The 22,334-nt window shown below is 48.7% G+C and carries 24 protein-coding genes; 7 read left to right on the forward strand and 17 right to left on the reverse strand.

Annotated elements, in window-relative coordinates; all coding sequences use genetic code 11:
• Positions 1–157: 157 nt before the first annotated feature.
• The 5 genes from Q0612_RS02960 to Q0612_RS02980 form a co-directional block, all read right to left on the reverse strand.
• On the reverse strand, positions 158–1,183 hold the full coding sequence (locus Q0612_RS02960; protein WP_298880564.1) for a rod shape-determining protein: 1,026 nt from the start codon (positions 1,181–1,183) through the stop codon (positions 158–160).
• A 13-nt stretch (positions 1,184–1,196) separates the two neighbouring features.
• Positions 1,197–2,462 (reverse strand): UDP-N-acetylglucosamine 1-carboxyvinyltransferase, encoded by a 1,266-nt coding sequence (gene murA / locus Q0612_RS02965; RefSeq protein WP_021719224.1) that lies wholly within the window; start codon positions 2,460–2,462, stop codon positions 1,197–1,199.
• A 159-nt stretch (positions 2,463–2,621) separates the two neighbouring features.
• Complete coding sequence (locus Q0612_RS02970) at positions 2,622–2,807, reverse strand: hypothetical protein (RefSeq protein WP_021719225.1); 186 nt, start codon at positions 2,805–2,807, stop codon at positions 2,622–2,624.
• A 171-nt stretch (positions 2,808–2,978) separates the two neighbouring features.
• A complete protein-coding gene (locus Q0612_RS02975; RefSeq protein ID WP_298880567.1) occupies positions 2,979–3,662 on the reverse strand; it encodes a hypothetical protein in 684 nt (227 codons plus the stop codon).
• Positions 3,659–5,065 carry an aminopeptidase gene (locus tag Q0612_RS02980; protein ID WP_298880570.1) on the reverse strand — a complete coding sequence of 469 codons (1,407 nt, stop codon included), beginning with the start codon at positions 5,063–5,065 and terminating at the stop codon, positions 3,659–3,661. The genes Q0612_RS02975 and Q0612_RS02980 overlap by 4 nt, the downstream gene beginning before the upstream one ends.
• 269 nt (positions 5,066–5,334) lie before the next feature.
• Here Q0612_RS02980 and Q0612_RS02985 point away from each other — a divergent pair, with 269 nt between their 5' ends.
• Together Q0612_RS02985 and Q0612_RS02990 are read left to right on the forward strand one after the other, a co-directional pair.
• Positions 5,335–6,345, forward strand: coding sequence for an alpha/beta hydrolase (locus tag Q0612_RS02985; RefSeq protein ID WP_298880572.1), 1,011 nt, complete (start codon positions 5,335–5,337; stop codon positions 6,343–6,345).
• Positions 6,342–6,764 carry a MarR family winged helix-turn-helix transcriptional regulator gene (locus Q0612_RS02990; RefSeq protein WP_298880575.1) on the forward strand — a complete coding sequence of 141 codons (423 nt, stop codon included), beginning with the start codon at positions 6,342–6,344 and terminating at the stop codon, positions 6,762–6,764. Before Q0612_RS02985 ends, Q0612_RS02990 begins: the two co-directional genes overlap by 4 nt.
• A gap of 72 nt (positions 6,765–6,836) precedes the next feature.
• On the opposite strand, the gene atpC is transcribed toward Q0612_RS02990, so the two are convergent.
• The 12 genes from atpC to Q0612_RS03050 form a co-directional block, all read right to left on the reverse strand.
• Positions 6,837–7,247 carry an ATP synthase F1 subunit epsilon gene (gene atpC / locus Q0612_RS02995; RefSeq protein ID WP_298880578.1) on the reverse strand — a complete coding sequence of 137 codons (411 nt, stop codon included), beginning with the start codon at positions 7,245–7,247 and terminating at the stop codon, positions 6,837–6,839.
• A 3-nt stretch (positions 7,248–7,250) separates the two neighbouring features.
• A complete protein-coding gene (atpD, locus tag Q0612_RS03000) occupies positions 7,251–8,663 on the reverse strand; it encodes a F0F1 ATP synthase subunit beta (protein WP_021719232.1) in 1,413 nt (470 codons plus the stop codon).
• Positions 8,664–8,691: 28 nt separating this feature from the next.
• Positions 8,692–9,576, reverse strand: coding sequence for an ATP synthase F1 subunit gamma (gene atpG, locus Q0612_RS03005; protein WP_298880582.1), 885 nt, complete (start codon positions 9,574–9,576; stop codon positions 8,692–8,694).
• Between the two features lie 7 nt (positions 9,577–9,583).
• Entirely contained in the window at positions 9,584–11,407 is a 1,824-nt protein-coding gene (gene atpA / locus Q0612_RS03010) for a F0F1 ATP synthase subunit alpha (protein ID WP_293390598.1), read from the reverse strand.
• Between the two features lie 90 nt (positions 11,408–11,497).
• Complete coding sequence (gene atpF, locus Q0612_RS03015; RefSeq protein WP_021719235.1) at positions 11,498–11,977, reverse strand: F0F1 ATP synthase subunit B; 480 nt, start codon at positions 11,975–11,977, stop codon at positions 11,498–11,500.
• 40 nt (positions 11,978–12,017) lie between these two features.
• Positions 12,018–12,281, reverse strand: coding sequence for a F0F1 ATP synthase subunit C (gene atpE, locus Q0612_RS03020; protein ID WP_363186368.1), 264 nt, complete (start codon positions 12,279–12,281; stop codon positions 12,018–12,020).
• Positions 12,282–12,323: 42 nt separating this feature from the next.
• On the reverse strand, positions 12,324–13,040 hold the full coding sequence (atpB, locus tag Q0612_RS03025; protein WP_021719237.1) for a F0F1 ATP synthase subunit A: 717 nt from the start codon (positions 13,038–13,040) through the stop codon (positions 12,324–12,326).
• Positions 13,041–13,058: 18 nt separating this feature from the next.
• Positions 13,059–13,466, reverse strand: coding sequence for a hypothetical protein (locus Q0612_RS03030; RefSeq protein WP_021719238.1), 408 nt, complete (start codon positions 13,464–13,466; stop codon positions 13,059–13,061).
• On the reverse strand, positions 13,456–13,722 hold the full coding sequence (locus tag Q0612_RS03035; RefSeq protein WP_210685052.1) for a hypothetical protein: 267 nt from the start codon (positions 13,720–13,722) through the stop codon (positions 13,456–13,458). The genes Q0612_RS03030 and Q0612_RS03035 overlap by 11 nt, the downstream gene beginning before the upstream one ends.
• Before the next feature lie 77 nt (positions 13,723–13,799).
• Entirely contained in the window at positions 13,800–14,960 is a 1,161-nt protein-coding gene (gene wecB / locus Q0612_RS03040; protein WP_337397191.1) for a non-hydrolyzing UDP-N-acetylglucosamine 2-epimerase, read from the reverse strand.
• Positions 14,961–14,975: 15 nt separating this feature from the next.
• A complete protein-coding gene (locus Q0612_RS03045) occupies positions 14,976–15,995 on the reverse strand; it encodes a glycosyltransferase family 4 protein (protein ID WP_367181684.1) in 1,020 nt (339 codons plus the stop codon).
• A 412-nt stretch (positions 15,996–16,407) separates the two neighbouring features.
• Positions 16,408–17,304, reverse strand: coding sequence for a YitT family protein (locus Q0612_RS03050; protein WP_298880591.1), 897 nt, complete (start codon positions 17,302–17,304; stop codon positions 16,408–16,410).
• A 190-nt stretch (positions 17,305–17,494) separates the two neighbouring features.
• Here Q0612_RS03050 and ispE point away from each other — a divergent pair, with 190 nt between their 5' ends.
• The 5 genes from ispE (at position 17,495) to glmU (ending at position 22,272) form a co-directional block, all read left to right on the forward strand.
• Positions 17,495–18,355, forward strand: coding sequence for a 4-(cytidine 5'-diphospho)-2-C-methyl-D-erythritol kinase (ispE, locus tag Q0612_RS03055; RefSeq protein ID WP_298880592.1), 861 nt, complete (start codon positions 17,495–17,497; stop codon positions 18,353–18,355).
• A gap of 2 nt (positions 18,356–18,357) precedes the next feature.
• Positions 18,358–19,050: a GntR family transcriptional regulator gene (locus Q0612_RS03060; protein ID WP_009144941.1), complete on the forward strand. Its 693-nt coding sequence runs from the start codon at positions 18,358–18,360 to the stop codon at positions 19,048–19,050.
• A 2-nt stretch (positions 19,051–19,052) separates the two neighbouring features.
• Positions 19,053–19,847, forward strand: coding sequence for an NTP transferase domain-containing protein (locus Q0612_RS03065; RefSeq protein ID WP_298880598.1), 795 nt, complete (start codon positions 19,053–19,055; stop codon positions 19,845–19,847).
• Positions 19,825–20,634: a pur operon repressor gene (gene purR / locus Q0612_RS03070; protein ID WP_021719245.1), complete on the forward strand. Its 810-nt coding sequence runs from the start codon at positions 19,825–19,827 to the stop codon at positions 20,632–20,634. The genes Q0612_RS03065 and purR overlap by 23 nt, the downstream gene beginning before the upstream one ends.
• 261 nt (positions 20,635–20,895) lie before the next feature.
• Positions 20,896–22,272 (forward strand): bifunctional UDP-N-acetylglucosamine diphosphorylase/glucosamine-1-phosphate N-acetyltransferase GlmU, encoded by a 1,377-nt coding sequence (glmU, locus tag Q0612_RS03075; RefSeq protein ID WP_298880601.1) that lies wholly within the window; start codon positions 20,896–20,898, stop codon positions 22,270–22,272.
• Positions 22,273–22,334: the final 62 nt, after the last annotated feature.

Raw genomic sequence — 22,334 nt, forward strand, 5'->3', positions numbered from 1 at the left:
ATCTCCCCTGAAAGGGGAGGTGGCTGCGAGCTTTTGCGAGCAGACGGAAGGGTTGCAATATATTAATTGCGACACCATATACCCTTCTTCTTCACATCTACACAAAAGGAGCTGCCAACGGCAGCTCCTCCCAAAATCAAAAATCAATACCCAAGCATCAATCAACCAGATTAGACGCAGTATAAACAGTACCAGGATGCAGCTTATCCAGATTCTCCAGCGCCTTACCGGTGCCAAGAGCCACACACTCCAACGGATCATCGGCAATATGCGTAGTAATACCGGTTTCACGCTGCATAATCTCAGCCAGACCGTCAAGCAGCGCACCGCCGCCGGTCAGATAAATACCGTTATCAACAATATCCGCAGCCAGCTCCGGCGGGCATTTTTCCAGAACACCACGCACAGTAGCAATCAAGGAAGCAACAGAATCCTCCAGCGCCACACGGCAATCCTCAGAACTTACGCTGAAGGTAGTCGGCAGACCGGTAACCATATCACGGCCACGCACAGTAATAGACTCATGACGACCATCAGTAATAACAGTAGCAACATTCATCTTGATTTCCTCAGCAGTACGCTCACCGATAAGCACATTATGAACCTTCTTCACATGACGCACAATAGCCTCATCAAAATGGTCACCGCCGATACGGATAGAAGAATCCACAACAATACCGCCAAGGCTCAGCACAGCGATATCGGTAGTACCGCCGCCAATATCAACAACCATGTTGCCGCGCGGTACAGAAATATCAATACCGGCGCCAAGAGCAGCTGCCAGCGGTTCCTCAATCAGATAAGTCTTAGACGCACCACCCTGGGTAGTAGCCTCCATAACAGCACGCTTTTCTACAGAAGTAATGCCGATAGGCACACAAGTCATAACACGCGGTTTGAAAAACAGGCTCTTGCCCGCAACCTTCTCAATAACGTAAGCCAGCAGCTTCTGCGTTACCGTATAATTCGCAATAACGCCTTCCTTAAGCGGACGGATAGCAACGATACTGCCGGGAGCACGTCCCAGCATTTCTCTGGCATCATCGCCCACAGCCAGCACCTTGTTGCGCACCTTGTCAATAGCCACAACAGAAGGCTCCTTCAGGACAACGCCCTTGCCCTTGACATAAACAAGAATGTTAGCGGTACCCAAATCAATACCGATATCCATACTCTTAAACATTAGTCATATCTCCTTAATCTACATCTACGCGTTCAATATCTGCACCCAGATTTTTCAGCTTAGCAACAATGTTCTCGTAGCCACGGTCAATATGGTGCAAATCGCCGATACGTGTTGTACCTTCGGCCACCAGGCCCGCCAGAATCATAGCTGCACCGGCACGCAAATCGGTTGCACGCACATCGCAGCCTGTCAGCTTGCTGGGACCGTCAATAACAGCACTGCGTCCTTCGGTAGAAATCTGCGCACCCATGCGGTTCAGCTCAACCACATGCATGAAACGGTTTTCAAAAACAGTTTCCGTAACCTTGCTGCGGCCTTCGGCAATAACCATCATCGCCATCATCTGCGCCTGCATATCAGTCGGGAAGCCGGGGTAAGGCAAAGTTTTGATAGATACAGCCTTCAGTGGATTCTGTCCGATAACGCGTACCTTATCAATATCCTCTTCAACCACGGCACCTGCCTCGCGCAGCTTGGCAATCAGCGGCTTCTGATGCTCTGGCAGAACATTTTCCACCACAACATCGCCACCAGTCATAGCAGCAGCAATCATATAAGTGCCTGCCTCAATACGGTCCGGAATAATGGTATAATCTGCGCCATGCAGCTTGTCTACACCCTCAATGCGGATAGTATCAGTACCGGCACCGCGGATTTTGGCACCCATCTTATTCAGATAGTTGGCCAAATCAACAATCTCCGGTTCCTCAGCAACATTTTCCAGAATAGTAGTACCCTCAGCCAAGGATGCTGCCATCATAATATTTTCGGTAGCACCTACGCTTGGGAAATCAAAATAAATGCTGGTACCCTTCAGTCCCTCGGGAGCACTTGCTTCAATATAGCCATGTCCCTGTTCGATTTTTACACCCAGAGCCTCAAAGCCCTTGAGATGAATATCAATCGGACGAGCACCGATAGCGCAGCCGCCAGGCATAGAAATACGCGCTTTACCGATGCGTGCCAGCAAAGGTCCCATTACCAGAAAGGACGCACGCATAGTGCGCACCAGCTCATATGGTGCTTCATACGAGGTTATCTCAGTGCTGTCGATATCCAGCACATTCTTTTCCGGACTGCATTCCACGGACAGTCCCAAACATTTTAAAACTTCACTTATAGTATGCACATCTTCCAGCATCGGAACCTCGTCAAGATGACTAGGGGTAGTTCCCAGGATAGAAGCTGCAATAATCGGCAGTACAGCGTTTTTCGCACCGCTGGTCTTAACTGCACCAACGAGGCGGTTTCCGCCCTTCACAATTAGTTTTTCCAAAATAACCCTCCTGCATATGCGAAGTCGGAAAAATTTTTCCGTAACAAATATTTTATCATCAAACACGGGCACTTTTCAAGACTTAATAAAAATCCGGAAAATTTTGCCATAGGCGCCTCTCGCCCGGCCTTATAAGAAAAAGCCGGTACTGCTTCCGGCTCAGAAATTCACCCGCTGGCGGTCTGCTAAAATATTATAATAGGTTTCCTTCTCCATTAATTCCCGGCGGATAGCCTTTTTAGCATCCTCATCAGTGCATTCTGACAGACGCTTACGCAAAAAAGCTATATCCTGCTTCAGCATCAGCATTTTATTTCCTGCCAGACTTTCTACGATATCAGCCATCTTACAGTCACCGTCCTTACTTATATATCAAATTCTTCTCATCTGGAAGTTTGCGGCCTTGCCTAATTCTACATACTATAGTCTACTATAAGCAAGTTTAATATGCAAGGAAAAATGTGTGACAAAACACAAAAACCGCCCGACAGGAGCATCCCGCCAGACGGCTTAACTTTACAGCTTTATGATTTTGTCTTTACCGGCAAACATTTCCGCTAAGGCAACAAGCTGCGCATCCTGCGCCACATCACCCACAAGCACTGCATCCGGTGCCAGCAGGCTGATGCTGATGTCGCAGAACATTTTGCGCAGCTCGTTAATCATCCTGGCGTCACCGTCATTAATTCTGCCAGGAGTACGCTCTGCCAGATGCCAGTAAAGCTGCTTTAAAATATAGCTTTCGTTTTTATTGTACTCTTTGATGTTATCAATAATATTATAAGGATAGACTTCTGCGTCACGCCACGTAGCCTTATACGCATCGAGCACTTTATTTTCATACTCCTGCTTATAAGCTGCCCAGCCCTCGCGGTCGTCAAATTTCAGCATATCTTCCAGCTTATCACGGCAGCTGATAACCTTACGGCAGCGCACAAGCATGGCATAAATCAGCGCCCGTTCTGCTTCCGTCGCCTGCACAGGCTCCGGCGTAATCGTAAAAACCTGTAAGCCTTCATTCAATTTATGGCGACGCTCTGCCTCCAGGCGTGCCATTTTCAGATGCTGCATTGAAAGCAGGCTGTCCTCACAGCTCACAGGCACTCCTTGGGCCTGCAAGCCGGCAATTTCGTTCTCATTGCATAAAACTAAAATACGCTGCTTTTTCTCTGCCTGTGAAAGCTCGTTAAGGGTATTCATTTGCTGCTCCCCAGGAAAGCAGCGAATGCTTTATAGGTGTAATAAACATCCAGCTTAGAGCTCAGCTCGAACGGAGAATGCATACACAGAATAGGCACACCAAGGTCAACTACGTCCATATCCATAGCTGCAACATACAATGCAACGGTACCGCCGCCGCCTTCATCAACAGCGCCCAGCTCGCCAATCTGCCAGAAAACATCAGCCTCATCCATAATGCTGATAACCTTAGCCATAGTTTCGGCACTGGCATCATTGGAGTCGGATTTGCCGCGCGCACCGGTATATTTGGTCAGCACAGGACCTTTGTTGACAAAGCAGCTGTTGCGTTCTTCGTATACGGAAGCAAAGCTCGGGTCATAGGCACCATTGACATCGGAGGAAAGTGCGGTAGTATTGCGCAGCAGCTTGCGGATGTTGGCACCCTGAGTTGCTGCCAGATCCTCCAGATAGTGCAGCACGAAATCGGAATTCAGTCCGGTGTTGCCATAGGAACCAATTTCCTCTTTATCAGCCAAAACGGTAACAGTAGTGTAATACGGCGCTTTGGTATCAATTTCCGCAGTCAGCGCAGTGTAAGCGCAAACCTTGTCGTCCTGGCCATAGGCACCGATCAGGCTGCGGTCCAGGCCCACGTCCTGCGCCTTGGTTGCAGGCACAAATTCAATTTCCGCACGCATAAAGTCATGCTCGGTAATGCCATACATTTCGTTGAGCAGTGCCAGCGCATTCAGCTTCACAGCGTCCTTAACGCCCTCTTCTTCGCTTTCGTCAACAAAAGGCAGGCTGCCGATAACAATATTCAGCTCCTCGCCCTTAATGCCTTCGCCCAACTTGCGCTCATTCTGCTTAGCACCAAGATGCGGCAGCAGGTCCGTCACACAGAAAACAGGATCGCCAGCGTTTTCGCCCACGCATACCTTAACCAGCTCGCCATTCTTTTTGATGATCACGCCATGCATAGCCAGCGGCACAGTCACCCATTGATATTTGCGGATACCGCCGTAATAATGCGTTTTAAAATATGCCATCTCATGGTTTTCGTATACCGGATTCGGTTTTAAATCCAGACGCGGAGAATCGATATGCGCAGCGTTCAGGCGCACGCCTGCCTCCAACGGCGCAGTACCGAAGGTGGACATAGCCAGAGATTTTCCGCGGTTAACAAAGTAAACCTTGTCACCGGGTTTATAGGCCTTGCCTTCCTCGAAGGGCACATAGCCTGCGGCTGCCAGCTTTTCTACAGCCTTGGCGGTAAATTCGCGCTCTGTTTTAGCAGTATTCAAAAATTCCTTATAGCCTTCGCAGTAAGCAAACGCTGCTTCCTTGGCATCAGTGTTTTTCTTAGCGATATGGGGGAATTCCCATGTCAAACTCTTTTGCAATTCCTTTGCAGTTGTCATAATCTATCACTCCTTGTTTAAGCTTTGGTAAGCAGTGTCAAACAACACTATGTAAATAATACCACAAATAGCAGCTTTTGGGGAGAGTTAGGGTGATGTATACAAGACTTTAACTTAAGAAAATTATGTTATACCCATAAACGCCCTGCACTTTTACAGATACAGTCAGCAGCTTTTATTATCAGCTTGACAATTAAGCCAAAGTATTATAGACTATCCTTGAATTTAGTTTGAATTCCAACTAAAATAACAAGAAAGGATTGACTCACATGAACTTTAAAGCTATTTTAAGCTCGCTTGCTTTAAGCACAGCTATGCTGACATTTACTCATAACACTCTTGTCTTTGCCAGCGAACAAAACGCAGCTCCTGCAATCCAAGGTACACCTACTATAAATATAGAGCTGAAAGACACCTCGCGCCCCTTCGTGCAGCTTGTTTCCAACGTAGTCTACGCTCAGGTTCCCGATCGTGGCTACACCAATAAACCGCTGACTATGCACCTTGTAATACCGCAGGACAAAAAGCCGCATCCTGTAATTTTATATATCAACGGCGGCGGCTTTATCAATGCCAACAAGGATGGTTACATGCAGCAATGGCTTGACCTGGCTGAGCATGGCTATGTTGTTGCCAGCATGACCTATCGCGTTGCACCTACCTCCACCTTCCCAGCACCCTTGGAGGATGTAAAATCCGCAGTACGTTTCCTGCGTGCCAATGCCGAAAAATTTCATATCGACGCTAAGCACATCGGTGTTTTCGGCGGCAGTGCAGGCGGTTATCTTGCCGCTATGTCCGGAACGACTAATGGTGTCAAGGGCTTTGACAAAGGCGAAAACTTAAGCTACAGCAGCGATGTACAGGCAGTTGTTGACGTTTACGGTGTATCCGATGTCAATAAAATCGGTGCAGATTACAATGAAGCCGTACAAGCAAAGCACCGCAGTGCTGCAGCAACCGAAGCACTGTGGGTAAACGGCTCACCTGTCTTTGGCGGCAAGGACGGCGGTATTCCGGCCAATCCGGAAGGTGCCAAGGCTGCCAATCCCTTAACCTATATCAGCAAAAAAACCGCTCCCTTCCTTTTGATGCACGGTGATGCCGATTTTCTTGTTTCTCCCAGCCAAACCGAGCTTCTGCGCGCAGAGCTTGCCAAGCACAATATTGAGGCAACACGTTATCTTGTGAAAGGAGCAGCGCATGGCGGTCCGTACTGGGTACAGCCGGAGATTATGGATATCGTCATTGCTTTTTACGATAAGCATTTGAAAAAATGAGTAAGGAAAAATTACATTTATTGCTTTTAGAGGCCTTTTTGCGCTCAAACCGCCGGCTTGCCCAACAATTGCCGCAGGCAGGTTTATTGCCCGGACAACCGAAGATTCTGGAGTTTTTGCTTGAGCACAACACTTCCACGCAAAAAGCTGTCAGCGAAGGCTGCTTCCTTGATAAATCTACTGTAACAACTTTATTAAAGCGTATGGAAAAGGATAATCTGATTTATAAGCAAGCGCATCCTACAGACCAACGCTCCAGCCTGATTTGCCTAACTGAAAAGGGCAATGAAAAAGCTATTTGGGTTCAGCAATCATTAAATGCTATTGATGAAGCAGAATTCGCCTCTATCCCTAGCAACGAACGTGAGCAGTTTTTAGCTACACTCGGTAAAATAATTGCCAATCAGAAAACGTGGTAACTTAAGATTACATAGCAAAAACCCCCGCCCTAACGGACGGGGGTAATTTTTTTGGCATTGTCGCAATGCTTATTACAGCTTGTGAGTAGTACGCAAGCGAGTCAAAGCTCTCTTCAGGGCGTTTTCAGCACGAACAGTGTCAATGTCTTCGCTCTTGGAAGCAAGACGTTGCTCTGCACGTTCTTTAGCTGCTGCTGCACGAGCGGTATCAATATCTGCATCAGCTTCGGCAATAGTTGCCAAAACGGTGCATTTATTGTCTTTCATTTCCAGAAAGCCGCCGCAAACAGCAAATTCTTTAACGCTGCCGTCGGTGAACTCCAGCTTCATCGGTGCAATATCCATGGTCGCAATGATAGGCATATGTCTAGCTTTGAGGCCCAGATTACCGGACAAAGCACGGAAACCCACATAAGTTACTTCTTCAGAAGTGAACAGCATCTTATCCGGCGTGACAATTTCAAAAGAAAACGGAGTAGCCATCTGTTAATCCTTCATAGTTGCAGCCTTGGCAACAGCGTCATCAATGGTACCAACCATGTAGAAAGCACCTTCCGGCAGGTCATCATGCTTGCCTTCGAGGATTTCTTTGAAGCCGCGGATGGTTTCCTTCAGAGGAACATATTGACCGGGGGTACCGGTGAACTGTTCAGCAACGAAGAATGCCTGGCTGAGGAACTTCTGAATCTTACGAGCACGAGCAACAGTTACTTTGTCTTCCTCGCTCAATTCTTCCATACCCAGAATTGCGATGATATCTTGCAATTCTTTGTAACGTTGCAGGATAGCCTGTACGCCACGAGCAACATGATAATGCTCTTCGCCGATTACCAGCGGATCGAGGATACGGCTGGTGGAGTCGAGCGGGTCAACTGCCGGATAAATACCAAGCTCTGCGATTTGACGGGACAATACGGTGGTTGCATCCAAGTGAGCGAAGGTGCCTGCCGGAGCCGGGTCAGTCAAGTCATCTGCAGGTACATATACTGCCTGTACGGATGTGATAGAACCGGTCTTGGTGGAGGTAATACGCTCTTGCAGTGCGCCGATATCGTTTGCCAGGGTAGGTTGGTAACCTACTGCGGAAGGCATACGGCCGAGCAATGCGGATACTTCGGAACCAGCCTGAATGAAACGGAAAATGTTATCGATAAAGAGCAGTACGTCCTGGCCGCCAACATCACGGAAGTATTCTGCCATGGTCAGGCCGGTCAGACCAACACGCATACGTGCTCCAGGAGGCTCGTTCATCTGGCCGTATACAAGAGCAGTCTTGTTGATAACGCCAGACTCTTTCATTTCGCCCCACAGATCGTTGCCTTCACGAGTACGTTCGCCAACGCCTGCGAATACGGAATAGCCGCCGTGTGCAGTAGCAATGTTATGGATAAGCTCCATAATAATAACGGTTTTACCTACGCCAGCACCGCCGAACAGACCGATTTTACCGCCCATTGCATACGGAGCGATAAGGTCAACGACTTTAATGCCGGTTTCCAAAATTTTAGTAGCTGTAGCCTGTTGGTCAAAGCTCGGAGCCGGTCTATGAATAGGCCAGTGATCAGCTGCTTCAACCGGAGTGTCATCATGGTCTACAGTTTCACCTAAAACGTTGAAGATACGGCCCAGTACACCAGGACCAACCGGAACGCTGATAGGAGCGCCGGTATCTACAACTTCCATGCCACGAACCAGACCGTCGGTGGAGCTCATAGCAACAGCGCGGACAATGTTATTGCCGATGTGTTGCATAACTTCTGCGGTCAGGTGGATTTTTACTTTACCCTCATCGGTGGTGCCGTCAATGTGCAGTGCGTTGAGGATAGCAGGCATGCTTTTAGGAGGAAACTCTACGTCGATAACAGGGCCTACAACTTGTACGATTCTACCTGTATTCAAGGTTTTAGCCTCCCTACGAAATATCTAATTAGTTTTGTGCCTGTTTCAGAGCTTCTACGCCGCCAACGATTTCGTTCAGCTCGCGGGTAATGGAAGCCTGACGTGCCTTGTTATAAGACAGCTCCAGGTTTTGTACCAGCTTGCCTGCGTTATCGGTAGCAGAGCTCATAGCAGTCATACGAGAACCTAACTCACTGGCAGCAGATTGTACCAGCGCAGCGTAAACTACAGTTTCCAGATACTTAGGTGCAAGTACCTGCAGAGTTTCGTCTTCATCAGGCTCGAAAATAAAGCTTGCGCTAGCTTTGCCTTTCTCCTTTACAGGAGGCTCTACCGGCAGAATCTTTTCGCTGGTAGGAATTTGGGACAAAGCGGTTTTGAAAAGTGTAAACACAATATGCAGCTCGTCGAAATGCTCGTCAGCAAATTGTTTGATTGCATCCTGAGCAATTTCTACTGCATTTGCGTAAGACGGTCTGTCGGAGTAGCCGAAGTGGCTGCTCAGCACTTTATAGCCGCGGCGTTGGAAGAAATCTCTAGCCTTACGGCCGCTGGTGATAATGACTACGTCATGCTCACATTCAGAGATCTCCGCAACTGCTTTTTTCAAAGCGTTGGAACTATATGCGCCTGCCAGACCTTTATCAGAGGCGAGCACCAGATAACCAACTTTTTTAACATCACGATGTTGAAGCAGCGGGTGTTTTTTGGCACTTAAGCCTGCAAGGATGCTCGGATCGCTCACAACGCTGGATAACACTTCTTTGATCTTGATGGCATACGGACGGCTTGCAGCAGCTTTTTCCTGCGCTCTTCTGAGGCGGGCAGCAGCAACCATTTTCATAGCCTTCGTGATCTTGCCAATGTTACCTACGCTTTTCATGTGGCGATGAATCTCGCGTGCAGTAGCCATTAGTTAATCACCTACCTTCACTAACAAAGGTATCCTTGAACTCGGCGATAGCTTTCTTCAGAGCTTCTTCGTTCTCATCAGTGATTTTCTTGGTTTTGATGATGTCTCCGCCAACTTCCGGATGGTTAGCTTCCATGAAGTCCAGGAATTCTTTTTCGCAGCGGGTTACATCTTTAACTGCTACGTCATCCAGATAGCCTTTGGTACCAAGGTAAATAGCCATAACCTGTTTTTCAACAGACAACGGGCTGTATTGGCCTTGTTTCAGAACCTCGGTCAGACGTTGACCACGGTCCAGCTGTGCTTTGGTAGCTTTATCGAGGTCAGAAGCAAACTGAGCAAATGCTGCCAGCTCGCGGAACTGAGCCAGATCCAGACGTAAGGTACCTGCAACCTGCTTCATAGCTTTAATCTGAGCAGCACCACCTACACGGGATACAGACAGACCGGAGTTGATAGCCGGACGGATACCGGAGTAGAACAGCTCGGATTCAAGGAAGATCTGACCGTCGGTAATAGAAATTACGTTGGTCGGAATGAAGCCGCCTACGTCACCTGCCAGGGTTTCGATGATCGGCAGTGCGGTGATGGAACCGCCCTTCAGTTCATCGTTCAGCTTAGCAGCGCGTTCCAGCAGACGGGAATGCAAATAGAATACGTCGCCAGGGTATGCTTCACGTCCTGGAGGACGACGGAGCAGCAGGGACATTGCACGGTATGCAACAGCGTGTTTAGACAGGTCATCGTATACGCACAGAACGTCTTTGCCCTGATCCATGAAGTATTCAGCCATGGTTACGCCAGCGTACGGAGCCAGGTATTGCAGCGGAGCGGAGTCTGCAGCAGTAGCAGCAACGATGATGGTGTATTCCATAGCGCCGTGTTGTTCCAGAGTACGAACAATACGAGCGATGTTAGAAGCCTTTTGGCCGATAGCTACATAAATGCAGATAACGCCCAGGCCTTTTTGGTTGATAATGGTGTCGATTGCAACTGCAGTCTTACCGGTACCACGGTCGCCGATGATAAGTTCGCGCTGACCACGTCCGATAGGAACAAGTGCGTCGATACATTTAATACCGGTTTGCAGCGGGGTATCAACGGATTTACGATCTGCGATACCATGTGCAGGAGATTCAACCGGACGACGAGCAGCAGCAGCGATTTCGCCTTTGCCGTCGATCGGGTCACCGATAGCGCTAACTACACGGCCCAGCAGGTTTTCACCAACAGGAACCTCCATGATGCGGCCGGTACGGCGAACAACGTCGCCTTCTTTGATTTTGGTCTCGCCGCCCATCAGTACGATACCAACGCTGTCCGGGTTCAGGTTCAGAACCATGCCGGATACGTTGTGGGGCAGTTCAACTAATTCGCCAGCCATAGCGTTTTTCATACCGATAACGGTTGCGATGCCGTCACCGATTTTTTCTACGATACCAACTTCTTCCAGATCAGCATCCACATTGTAATTCTCCAGCTTATTGCTGAGAGCATCACCCAGGGCTTCCGGTTTGGTGTACTCGTGAACGTCGATGCCGTTCAGAGCAACTTCCATTTTCTTCAGCTTGCGCAGTGCGGAAGCGTCGAATACCTTATCGCCAACTTGTACGATGATGCCGCCGAGGATGGACGGGTCAACTTTCTTGTTCAGGAAAATCTCACGGCCCAGTTTCTCGGTCAGGATTACAGAAATGGATTGATACTCGTCAGCCGACAATTTCTTGGCGGTAGTAACGTTTACATCTAACAGCTCTTTAATGGAGCCCAGATCGATTTTGAAGTCGGACAATTGTTGCTTAATTAAAGCAATATTTTCTTCTGTCTTCATATTGTACCAATCACCTCCGAATACCGGGGTTTTGCCTGCTGTTTCGCATTTCAGCGGCATACTTCCGGCTTAATAGGGAAAGCAGCAAAATTATTTCATGATAGAATCAACGATTTTGCTAGCCATTTTTTTGTCTTCTTCAGAACCTAACTTTTGTTCTACGATCTTGCTAGCAGCAATCATGGACAGGTTGATAACTTGTGCACGAACTTCGTCCATAGCTTTCTTCTGTTCCAGTGCGATTGCTTCTTTAGCAGTTGCAATAACCTGATCTTGTTCAGCTTTGGTGTCTGCCATGATCTTGTCATGAGCAGCCTGAGCAGTTTTGCGGGCAGCATCAACAATAGCTTGAGCTTCTTGTTTAGCTTCAGCCAGCTTTGCAGCGTATTCAGCTTTAACTGCTTCTGCGTCAGTCTTAGCCTTTTCTGCAGCTTCCAGATCGCTTGCAATTTTGTTCTTACGCTCTTCCATAATGTTGCATACGGGTTTGTAAGCGAATTTTGCAAGAACGAAAACTAAAACCAAAAAGTTCAGGATCTGCGCGATAAGTGTTGCATTGAAGTTAACCAATTATAGCACGCTCCTTTTTGTAATATCTTGCAAAATTAAATTATTTAATGAACGGGTTAGCGAATACCAGAACGATAGCGATTACATAGCACAGAATAGGCATGGATTCGATCAAGCCTACGCAAACCAGCATGTTGGTAAAGATTTTACCAGCTTCTTCCGGTTGACGAGCCATGGATTCAATAGATTTGCCGCACATGTTGCCGTTACCGATACCAGCGCCAGCAGCAGCACCCAAGCAAACAAGGCCTGCACCGATTACAGATGCAGCAGTAATGATTGCATTTTCAGACATTTGTTTCATCCTTTCGAAATTGTGATTTTAAATTTTTTTTGCTTAAAAAGCTTAGTGTTCGTCGTGGCTAGCAAATGCCAGTGCATAGCTGCCCAAAGACAAAATGGTAAAGATAAAAGCCTGAACGAAGCCAATGAACAGGGAGAACATTACCCACAGTTCAGGAACTACCCACGGAGCCAGCTGATACAGTACGATCAACAGGATTTCGCCTGCCAGGATGTTACCAAAGAGACGAAGAGCCATGGTCAGCGGTTTAGTCACTGCATCCAAAAGATGCAACGGCAGGAATGCCGGACTCGGGCTGATGAAATGTTTAAAGTGGCCGATACCTTGTTTCGCCACACCAACGCAGTACGCGCTAAACGCAATTAGCAAAGAAAGCGCAAAGCAGGTATTAATGTCATTGGTAGGTGAAGTCCAGTGAACGCCAATCTGCGGAAGCAAAATGCCCAGTTCGTTTGCTACCAGGATAAACATAAACAAGGTAACGATGAACGGTGCCATAAATTTACGGCCTTTGGATCCCAGGTTGTCTTCCATCAGACCATTTAAGAAATCAAGAATGATTTCCATTGCATTCTGCAGTCCGGAAGGAACCATTTTCGGGTTCTTACAAACCAGAAGGAACAGTACGAAGACGATTGCCATGGTTACCCAGGTCATGTACATGGTTTGCATGTTGACTTCACCTAAAAAGGTAGATTGGGTAAGGTAATGGATAATCTCTCCGGATTTTTCTGCACCTTCAGCTGCTGCATTTCCCATTTTTACACACTCCTTTCTTCACGCCCTCTCATTTTGATGTTGGTACGCGATAAATAATAGATTTAAAATAAAGAATATATGTATCAGAAGAAACCCGCCAAATGCGCCATGCACAGCAAGCTTCATCCTTAACATCGTAATAATAAACGCAGCCGCAGCGGCCAGACGGGCCCAACGGAAACGCTTCATGATTTTCAGTCCCTGCTTTGGCACCTCTACGTAAGGCAGAGATTTTTTGATGCCTAAAAACAGAATGGACAGATCTATCGTGCCGGCCAGCACGCCGCAAAGCACGCCGTGGGCAAAGGCACTGCGCTGCCATAACCAGAGCGGCACCGCTACGAGCAGCGCACACATACAGATGCGCGCTACAAAGGCGTTCGCGCCGTTTCTCGCTATGGGAGTCAAATCAAAATTACTTTTCATCCTTCTTATGTTCAGTGTCCCGTGAAAGGACGCTCCTCTGAATCAGATTATAGTAGGTCATAACAAGTGAAACTATTGCCAGACCGATGCAGATGCCCCGCATCGTATGGTCGCCGGTTTCCAGATGACGGTCGAGCCAGTCGCCGCCGAAGTACGCCAGCAGGAAATCAATCACGGCCATAAACGCCAGAGAGGACACAGTAGCCAAAGCTTCAAGCATCCGCATATGCTCCTTATCGGGTGTTTTGTTAGTCATGATTTTTTCACCACAGCACGAATTCACAAATTAATCATATTTACTCTTTTAATTTTAATATTTTTCACAGTTTCTGTCTACGCTTTAGACGCAAATTCCGGCAAATTTTCTACATCAAAGCCATTTTTTCTTAAAATAGCATGGATAATACGCTCGCAGGCCTTGCCGTCACCGTAAGGATTGGCAGCCTCAGCCATGGAGCGATAATGCTCGGCATCATCCAAAAGCAGATTGGTTTCGCGCAGCACATCATCATAAGCGGTGCCTACGAGCTTAACCGTACCGGCCTCAACAGCCTCCGGACGTTCGGTGGTATCACGCAGAACCAGTACAGGCTTGCCTAAGGCAGGAGCCTCCTCCTGAATTCCGCCGCTGTCTGTGAGCACGATATCAACCTTGGCCATCAGATTGGCAAACGGTTCATATTCCATAGGCTCAATCAGATGCACTCTGTCTAAATGTCCCAGCTCCTCGCGGACGATTTCACGCACCTTGGGGTTTTTGTGTACCGGGAAGATTGCTTCCACATCGGGATGCGCTTCCAGCACGCTCTTCAAAGCGCGGTAAACATGACGCATAGGCTCGCCCAGGTTTTCACGGCGGTGGGTAGTCATCAGAATCAGACGATGACCGCTGGCAAACACCTTGTTGAACTCTTCGTCCTCAAAGCGGTAGCCTTCCTTCACCGTAGTCTGCAGAGCATCGATAACAGTGTTGCCTGTTACCAGAATCTGCTCGGGGCAGATGTTTTCCTTCAGCAGGTTAGCCTTGCTGGTAGAAGTCGGCGCAAAATGCATATCGGCAATCGCACCTGTCAGCTTGCGGTTCATTTCCTCCGGGTAAGGAGAATATTTATTACCGGTACGCAGGCCTGCTTCCACATGGCCTACAGGAATCTGCGCATAAAAGGCAGCCAGAGCCCCGGCAAAGGTAGTCGAGGTATCGCCATGCACCAGCACCATATCGGGCTTTGCTTCCTCCATTACGGATTTCAGGCCCATCAGCGCGCGGGTAGTAACATCATACAGGGTTTGACCTGCCGACATAATGTTCAAATCATAATCAGGCGTAATGCCAAACAAATCCAGTACCTGGTCAAGCATCTCGCGATGCTGTGCGGTAACTGCCACAATCGGCTGGATATATTCGGGATATTTACGCATTGCCAGCACCAGCGGGCACATTTTGATAGCCTCCGGACGAGTGCCGAAAACTGTCATTAACTTTATCTTCTCCACGGTTCTTCCTCCCCCTTATCTGTCGTTCAGAATACCGATTTTCTTAGCACCAACGGCAACTGCCGTAATAATCACCGCTATAATAAGTGCGGCGTAAAAGCCGTCGAACTCTGCCCACAGCACAGCTGCGATACCGAGCACGGCTGTAATAGCATACATCAGCAGCACTGCCTGCTTCTGGTTCATGCCCATCGCCAGCAGGCGGTGATGCAGATGGCCCTTATCGGGCTGGAAAATCGGGCGGCCGTTGCTGTAGCGGCGCATAATCGCAAAGGCTGTATCCATAATCGGCAGGCCCAGTGCAATCGCCGGTACAATCAGCGCTACGGTAGCAGCAGTCTTGACTGCGCCGTAAACCGAAATAGCTGCCAGCATATAGCCGATGAACATACTGCCTGTATCGCCCATGAAAATAGTAGCGGGATTAAAATTATAGCGGATAAAACCGATAATGCCGCCGGCCAGAGCCGCAGTCATTACCGCTATATGGTAATAGCCCATCTGAACCGCAACCAGAATAACCGTCATGGAAGCAATTGCTGATACGCCTGCTGCCAGGCCGTCCAGACCGTCAATCAGGTTGACTACGTTCGTAAAGCTGATAACCCAGAAAATAGTCAGCGGTACGGAAATAAACCATTCATTGAGGTAAAAATAGCCGCCAAAGGGGTTGTTCACCCATTCGATACGGATGTCGAAGGCAACAAGTACGCAGGCAGCAAAAATTTGCCCCAGCAGCTTGACCTTTGCCGGCAGCTGATATTTGTCATCCAGTACACCTACGATGGCAATCACGCTGCCGCCAAGCAGAATACCGACAATATCCTTCGTCATTTCCAAGCTTGCCACTGCGGCAATCATAAAGGCAATATAAATAGCCAGACCGCCAAGACGTGGCATAATCTTCTTATGCACCTTGCGGTTATCGGGCTTGTCAATTGCGCCGATTTTAAAGGCTAACGTTTTAATATAAGGGGTCAATATATAGCTCACCAAAGCGGCAAGCAAAAAGGGAAAACCATAAGCACTTAACATTTATTTCTTTCTCCACTGGAATCTGAATCTTTGCACACGAAAAACACTAAACTACTCATTCCTTATATAGTATAACATTTTTGACACTTGCGTCAATTACTTTTATTACAAAAATGATGAAACAAGCCATTTTTTCCGCAAAACTCTCCCGAATTATTCCCATTTATTATAGCATAATATCATTAAGGGAATATATCCTTTTGGCATAACTTGTATGTTGTTTTGCAGAACCATTATTGACTGCCGGGTTTTTTACAGATTTATCTTACGATTCCATGCTGTTTTGACAGCTCTTTTTCAAAAAACAATCGCTGTTACGGCTCCTTCAATGCTAGAATCCTCCGTACCGGCTTAAAAATAAAAAAGCTTCCAGGCTATCATCTGATAGTTTGGAAGCTTTTTCACGTTAACTTTATTCTTCTTTTTCCGGAAATTTAGGTCTTGGGAAGTTAGGCCCGGACGGCTTAAGCGTAAAGCCACGGCCGAAGACATCGTTGACATCACTGATAATCATAAAAGCACTGGGGTCAATCTCGCGCACAATGGAGCGTACCTTCGCCAACTGCGTCAGCTTGATGACTACAAAAACCAGCTCGCGGTGACGATGCGTAAAGCAGCCCTCGCCGCTGATATAGGTAACACCGCGGCCGACGATTTTAATAATCGCTTCCGCAATCTCCTCGTGATGCTCACTAATGATGATAACCTTCTTTTTATAATCAAAGCCTGTCGTAAACGCATTACAGGTTTTGGTCATCACAAAAAAGGTAAGCAAGGTATACAGCACCGGCTCGATACCGAATAAGGAAACACTGGCCAGCAGCAGACAAATATTGAAAGCAAAACCAGTTGTACTGATAGAGATAGAATAATTTTTCTGGATAATAGCGCCGATAATATCCGTACCGCCGCTGGAGCCGCCCACACGATACATGCACGCAGCACCGATGCCGTAAAGCACACCGCCGGCAATGCAGGCCAGCAGCTTGTCATGCACTACAGTATAGGTCGACAAAAAATGAAAGAAATCCAGGGATACAGAAAAAGCAATAATACCATACAGCGCGCTGATAGTATATTCCCTGTCCATATACTTATAGGCTAAAAAGAACAGCGGCACGTTGCAGATTAAGCTCGTAGCACCCATCGGCAGACCGGCAACGTAATAAGCCAGCACGGCCACGCCGCCGATGCCGCCGCTGAGCATCTTGTTAGGCATGTAAAAGGTATTCATCGCAATGCCCATAATCGCACAGGCCAAGGTCACCATAGCATAATGGTAGATTTTTTTCTTCAAAGCGGGATTCATACAATACTCCTTTGCAAGCAAAATATTCAGAATTTGTTTTTTATGTATATATTGTAACACTTTAACGCAGAAAGGCAACAACTAAATATTTTTCTCGCCAAAATCCCGAACGTTCGAAAAAAATTCTTGCTATGCAGGCTTAAGCAGTATAAAATAATACTGTATACAATATTAGGCAGGTGAACTTATAATGAAGCAAATAAAAGAAACGGCATATGCCAAAATAAATCTGGGACTTGATATTCTCGGCAAGCGCGAGGACGGCTACCACGAGGTAAGTATGGTTATGCAGAGCGTCGGTCTGAGCGACGAGGTTGTTATCAGCAAGGGTAACGGCATTCAAATCAGCTGCAATCTGCACAACCTCAGCTGCGGTCCTGATAACCTGGCCTACAGAGCAGCTGCCCTGCTCGCAGGTCACTGCAATATTATTCCGAACGTTCACATCGCCTTGAACAAAAAAATTTTTCTGGCAGCAGGACTGGCAGGCGGCAGCAGTGATGCGGCAGCAGTTTTGCGCGGCCTGAACCGTTATTGGGAGCTTAACCTGGAAAATTATGAGCTGGAACAGCTAGCCGCTCAATTGGGCAGCGATATCCCCTTCTGCATCGAAGGCGGCACCATGCTGGCAACAGGACGCGGCGAAGTCCTCACCAAGCTGGAGGCCATGCCCGAAACATGGCTGGTACTGGCCAAGCCACGCAGTCTGGAGGTTTCCACCGCCTGGGTTTACCAGCATTTTGACCGCGGTCGTGTAGTCCATGCTCCCTGCATCTGGCAGCTGGAAGCATACCTGCGCCAAGGCGGACAGGCCATCACCCCCTACATGGGCAATGTTTTAGAAACTGCCACCATCCCGGCACACCCCGTTATAGCCTCTATTAAGGCTGCTATGCTGGGAGCAGGTGCCTACTACGCCCTCATGAGCGGCAGCGGCCCGACCGTCTTCGGCCTTACCGCTGACAAAGAAGCTGCCGAGCGCGTACAGCAGGCACTGACAGATTTTGATGTAGAAACAGCAATTACGACAACTATCGGAAGGAGAAAATAAATATGTCCGGACATTTGCAGCCTATAAAACTAGACAGCTACAAGCCTCTGCGTGAGCTTGTCTGTGAAAATATCCGTCAAGCTATTATTGACGGCACCTTCAGCCCCGGTGAACGCCTCATGGAAATCCAGCTGGCTGACGAAATGGGCGTAAGCCGTACGCCCGTGCGTGAAGCTATCCGTAAGCTGGAGCTGGAAGGCTTTGTAGTTATGATTCCCCGTCGCGGCACCTATGTTGCCGATATTTCCATTAAGGATATCACCGAAATTTACGAAATCCGTATCAGCCTTGATATTCTGGCTGCCGGCCTGGCCGCCGAGCGTATTACGGATGAGGAGCTTGAACAGCTTAACGGTTATCTTATTGAAATCGGCCAGCATATCGCCAACAACGATATGGATAAAATCGTCGAAGTAGATACTGCTTTCCACGATATGTTATACACTGCCAGCCGCAACGAGCGTCTGCGCAGCATCATCAATAACCTGCGCGAGCAGATGACTACTATCCGCGGCCGTTCTATGAGCTATCCGGGACGTTTAGTGGAAACCATGGACGAACACCGTAACCTTGTAGAAGCTATTGCTGCACATGATGTAGAACGTGCACAATACGCAGCCCGTATCCATCTGGAAAACGCCGAGCACACCCTCATGCGTTCCCTCAGCGAGCATCTGCCGCAGAAGAAGGCGTAAGCATGACAACTGCTAATATAGATGCTTTTATTGCAGCAGGCGGCCTCAGTCCCTGGCTGAAGTCCTATGCCGGCACCGAACACCGCTGCCTGGCACCGCTTGGCGATAAGCGCCTCATAGACTATATCATTGCAGCCCTGCAGGGAAGCGGACGCATCCGCCGCATTGTTGTAGCTGCCCGCCCCGAAGCCTTGGCGCTTTTAGAGGGTACGTTGCCGGCCGACGTTCTGCTGTGTGAAGCCGCAGGCGACCTGCCGGCTACAGCCGCCGCTGCAGCCCAGGCCTTAGGCCCCGATGCCAGTGAAAAGCTGCTTGGAGTATGCGATGACATTCCGTTGCTGACTTCGCTTGCAGTGCGCGACTTTCTTGCCGCCTGCAATGCCTCTCCTAAAGGCCAGCTTTATTATCCCATCATCCCCAAGGATGCCTGCCTGAGTGCTTATCCCGATGCCAAACGCACCTACGGCAAGCTGCGCGACGGCATCTTTACCGGCGGCAATATGATGCTGATGGCCAAAGAGATTATTCCCGGCGGTCAGCAAAAAGCACGCGAAATCTTTGCCCGCCGCAAATCACCGCTTAAGCTGTGCAACTGGCTCGGATGGGGCTTTTTGCTAAAGCTCCTGTGCCATCGCCTGACAGTGGCTGATGCGGAAGCACGCACCTCCGCACTTCTGGAAATGCGCTGCAAAGCCATCATCACCCGTCATGCATGTATCGGCATGGATATAGACAAACCAAGTGATTTAGAACTTGCAAGGGGGACGCTTACATATGGTAAAAGCCAAAAGAATTGAACGCGTAGCAGCGTTAAGTAAACTTTTAGCCGATCATCCATATCGGCTGTTTTCATTTTCATATTTCTGCAAAAAATTTGCTATCGCCAAATCCACCCTCAGCGAGGATGTTTTAGCCGTAAAATCCGGATTGGAGCTTTACGGCCTGGGCAAGGTAGAAACCGTTTCCGGCGCTGCCGGCGGCGTGCGCTTTATCCCCGGCCATCTGCCGGAGGATGACGCAGCCTTTTTAGAAGAGCTTGCTGCCCGCCTCACCTCCCCGGACCGCATCCTGCCCGGCGGTATGCTTTATACTACCGACATTCTCTGCCATCCGGAAACCGTAGTGCGTCTGGGTGAAATCTTTATGCTCCGCCTGCAGGAGCTGGCACCGGACTGCATCATGACGGTTGAAACAAGCGGTATTCCGCTTGCTATGCAGACAGCGCGTGCGTTTAACGTGCCTCTTGTTATCGCCCGTCACACCAGTGATATTACCGAAGGCAGCACCGTCAACATCAATTACGTCAGCGGCTCCACCAAGGTTATCCAAAACATGGCCATGCCCAAGCGCGCATTGCAGCCCGGCAGCCGTGTGCTAATTGTGGATGATGTTATGAAGGGCGGCGGCACCGCCAAGGGCATGATTGCTTTAGCGCACGAAGTCGGCGCTCAGGTTGTAGGCAAAGCCTTTTTAATCGCCACTGCCGCACCGGAACGCAAGCTGGTAGAAGATTACACTGCCTTCTTCACCCTGCATAATGTAGACGAAGAACAGCAGAAGGTAACATTGGAAGTAAATAAATAATATATAATACGTCAGGCTGACTATAAGTTATCAGATGCTAAACGAAGTTGACGACGGCGTACTACTTGTACGTCCAGGAACCGTTGTGACGCAGATGATGCCTTATGGACAGCCAGGAATTTTAGTAACTTTAAACTACGTCAGGCTGGCTAGAAGGTACCAGATGCTAAACGATGGTGACGACGGCGTACTCCTTGTACGTCTAGGAGCCGTCGTGACGCAGATGGTGCCTTATAGACGGCCAGGAAAGGAAGAACTCACATGTCAGAATTAGTAGCAATCATCCTCGCCGCAGGCAAAGGAACAAGAATGCGCAGCAAATACCCCAAGGTACTGCACAAGGTAGGCGGCAAGCCCATGCTGCAGCACGTAATTGACGCTGCAAGCGCTGCCGGCGCAGACAAAAAGGTGGTTATCGTCGGCCACGAGGCAGAGCTGGTAGAAGCAATGGTAGGTAATCAGGGAACCATCGCCCTGCAGGCCGAGCAGCTTGGCACCGGCCACGCTGTAATGCAGACTGCCGACGCCCTGAAGGACTTCCACGGCACTGCACTCATCCTGTGCGGCGACACTCCGCTGCTGGATGGTGAAGAGCTTAAAAAGTTTTGTGAAGCACATCAGGAAAGCGGCGCTGCTGCTACCGTACTTACGGCAATTATGGATGACCCGTTCGGCTACGGCCGCATTGTCCGCGATGCTGACGGCAATGTACAGGGCATCGTAGAGCAAAAGGATGCTACCGAAGAGCAAAAGGCTATCAAAGAAATCAACACCGGCATTTACTGCATGGAATGCCCGCAAATGTTTGACGTGCTGGCTACCCTGACCAACGACAATGCGCAGGGCGAATATTACCTGACCGACGTACTGCAAAAGCTCAACGAAGCAGGCGCTAAGGTCGGCGGTATTTCCACTGATGACAGCGATATGGTTATGGGCATCAACTCCCGCAAGCAGCTTTCCGTTGCCGAAGGCGTTATGCGCCAGCGCATTTTGGATAAGCTGATGGACGCAGGCGTAACCATCATGGATCCCGCCAGCACCTTCATCGAAGCAAGCGTAAAAATCGGCCGCGATACCGTTATTTATCCCTACACCTGGCTGGAAGGTACAACTGAAATCGGCGAAGACTGCGAAATCGGACCTAACGCCCGCTTCACTAATGTAAAAATTGGTGACGACAACCATCTGCAATTCATCTACGGCCATGACTGCGAGGTTAAAAACCACGTTACCGCCGGTCCGTATGTGCATCTGCGTCCCGACACCGTTATCAGCGACCACGTTAAAATCGGTAACTATGTAGAGGTTAAAAACTCTAACGTAGGCGAAGGCACCAAGCTGCCACATCTCACCTACATCGGTGACAGCGACATCGGCAGCGGCGTTAATATGGGCTGCGGCTGCATCACTGTAAACTACGACGGCAAGAAGAAGCATCGTACCGTTATCGGTGACAACGCCTTCGTCGGCTGCAACACCAATCTTGTTGCTCCTGTTACTGTGCAGGCCAACACTTACATCGGTGCCGGCAGCACCATTACCAAGGAAGTACCCGAAAACGCTCTTGGTATCGCACGTGCCCGCCAGAAAAATATTGAAGGCTGGGCCGAAAAATACCGTAACGAAGGTAAATAAGCTTTTATAGTCACATATGTGTCAAAAAGTTTACAAAAAACTTGTGATTTACGTGTTTTTTG

The organism is uncultured Phascolarctobacterium sp. (assembly GCF_937920985.1).
Classification (GTDB): Bacteria; Bacillota; Negativicutes; order Acidaminococcales; family Acidaminococcaceae; genus Phascolarctobacterium_A.

Bases quoted from the DNA above. Each gene is read 5' to 3' on its own strand.
- Q0612_RS02960 (WP_298880564.1), bottom strand. From the start codon at position 1,183: ATGTTTAAGAGTATGGATATCGGTATTGATTTGGGTACCGCTAACATT.
- Q0612_RS02970 (WP_021719225.1), bottom strand. From the start codon at position 2,807: ATGGCTGATATCGTAGAAAGTCTGGCAGGAAATAAAATGCTGATGCTG.
- Q0612_RS02975 (WP_298880567.1), bottom strand. From the start codon at position 3,662: ATGAATACCCTTAACGAGCTTTCACAGGCAGAGAAAAAGCAGCGTATT.
- Q0612_RS02980 (WP_298880570.1), bottom strand. From the start codon at position 5,065: ATGACAACTGCAAAGGAATTGCAAAAGAGTTTGACATGGGAATTCCCC.
- Q0612_RS02985 (WP_298880572.1), top strand. From the start codon at position 5,335: ATGAACTTTAAAGCTATTTTAAGCTCGCTTGCTTTAAGCACAGCTATG.
- Q0612_RS02990 (WP_298880575.1), top strand. From the start codon at position 6,342: ATGAGTAAGGAAAAATTACATTTATTGCTTTTAGAGGCCTTTTTGCGC.
- atpC (WP_298880578.1), bottom strand. From the start codon at position 7,247: ATGGCTACTCCGTTTTCTTTTGAAATTGTCACGCCGGATAAGATGCTG.
- atpG (WP_298880582.1), bottom strand. From the start codon at position 9,576: ATGGCTACTGCACGCGAGATTCATCGCCACATGAAAAGCGTAGGTAAC.
- atpA (WP_293390598.1), bottom strand. From the start codon at position 11,407: ATGAAGACAGAAGAAAATATTGCTTTAATTAAGCAACAATTGTCCGAC.
- atpE (WP_363186368.1), bottom strand. From the start codon at position 12,281: ATGAAACAAATGTCTGAAAATGCAATCATTACTGCTGCATCTGTAATC.
- atpB (WP_021719237.1), bottom strand. From the start codon at position 13,040: ATGGGAAATGCAGCAGCTGAAGGTGCAGAAAAATCCGGAGAGATTATC.
- Q0612_RS03030 (WP_021719238.1), bottom strand. From the start codon at position 13,466: ATGAAAAGTAATTTTGATTTGACTCCCATAGCGAGAAACGGCGCGAAC.
- Q0612_RS03035 (WP_210685052.1), bottom strand. From the start codon at position 13,722: ATGACTAACAAAACACCCGATAAGGAGCATATGCGGATGCTTGAAGCT.
- Q0612_RS03045 (WP_367181684.1), bottom strand. From the start codon at position 15,995: ATGTTAAGTGCTTATGGTTTTCCCTTTTTGCTTGCCGCTTTGGTGAGC.
- Q0612_RS03050 (WP_298880591.1), bottom strand. From the start codon at position 17,304: ATGAATCCCGCTTTGAAGAAAAAAATCTACCATTATGCTATGGTGACC.
- ispE (WP_298880592.1), top strand. From the start codon at position 17,495: ATGAAGCAAATAAAAGAAACGGCATATGCCAAAATAAATCTGGGACTT.
- Q0612_RS03060 (WP_009144941.1), top strand. From the start codon at position 18,358: ATGTCCGGACATTTGCAGCCTATAAAACTAGACAGCTACAAGCCTCTG.
- Q0612_RS03065 (WP_298880598.1), top strand. From the start codon at position 19,053: ATGACAACTGCTAATATAGATGCTTTTATTGCAGCAGGCGGCCTCAGT.
- purR (WP_021719245.1), top strand. From the start codon at position 19,825: ATGGTAAAAGCCAAAAGAATTGAACGCGTAGCAGCGTTAAGTAAACTT.
- glmU (WP_298880601.1), top strand. From the start codon at position 20,896: ATGTCAGAATTAGTAGCAATCATCCTCGCCGCAGGCAAAGGAACAAGA.